Origin of the sequence: Rhizobium ecuadorense, from assembly GCF_001187535.1 — a bacterium.
Classification (GTDB): Bacteria; Pseudomonadota; Alphaproteobacteria; order Rhizobiales; family Rhizobiaceae; genus Rhizobium; species Rhizobium ecuadorense.
This window is the reverse complement of record NZ_LFIO01000348.1, coordinates 1-216: the sequence shown is the minus strand read 5'-3', so window position 1 is coordinate 216 and position 216 is coordinate 1. Positions and strand designations below refer to the sequence as shown.

Annotated in this window: 1 protein-coding gene; it reads right to left on the bottom strand. The window is 56.0% G+C overall.

The window, feature by feature from the left end:
• A partial coding sequence (locus tag AF337_RS07405) for a serine hydrolase (RefSeq protein ID WP_244471202.1) occupies positions 1-214 on the bottom strand: 214 nt, incomplete at its 3' end.
• Positions 215-216 lie beyond the last annotated feature (2 nt).

Genomic DNA, 216 nt, shown 5'->3' with positions numbered 1-216 from the left:
GTTCGAACATGGTGGCCGCAGTGACGGGCTTGTCGGTGTCCTTCGACACGACGCCGTAGTTGAAGATGTGGTCCTCTCCGTCAACGGTAATGGCAACGGCCATGCCCGGGATGCCGTATTTATCCATGATCGGTTTGATCGCGTTGTCCGAGATGGCTTGCAGTTTCATCTCGTCAGCCGCAAAGCCATTTGAGGAAATGCATGTCGCGACCAGGG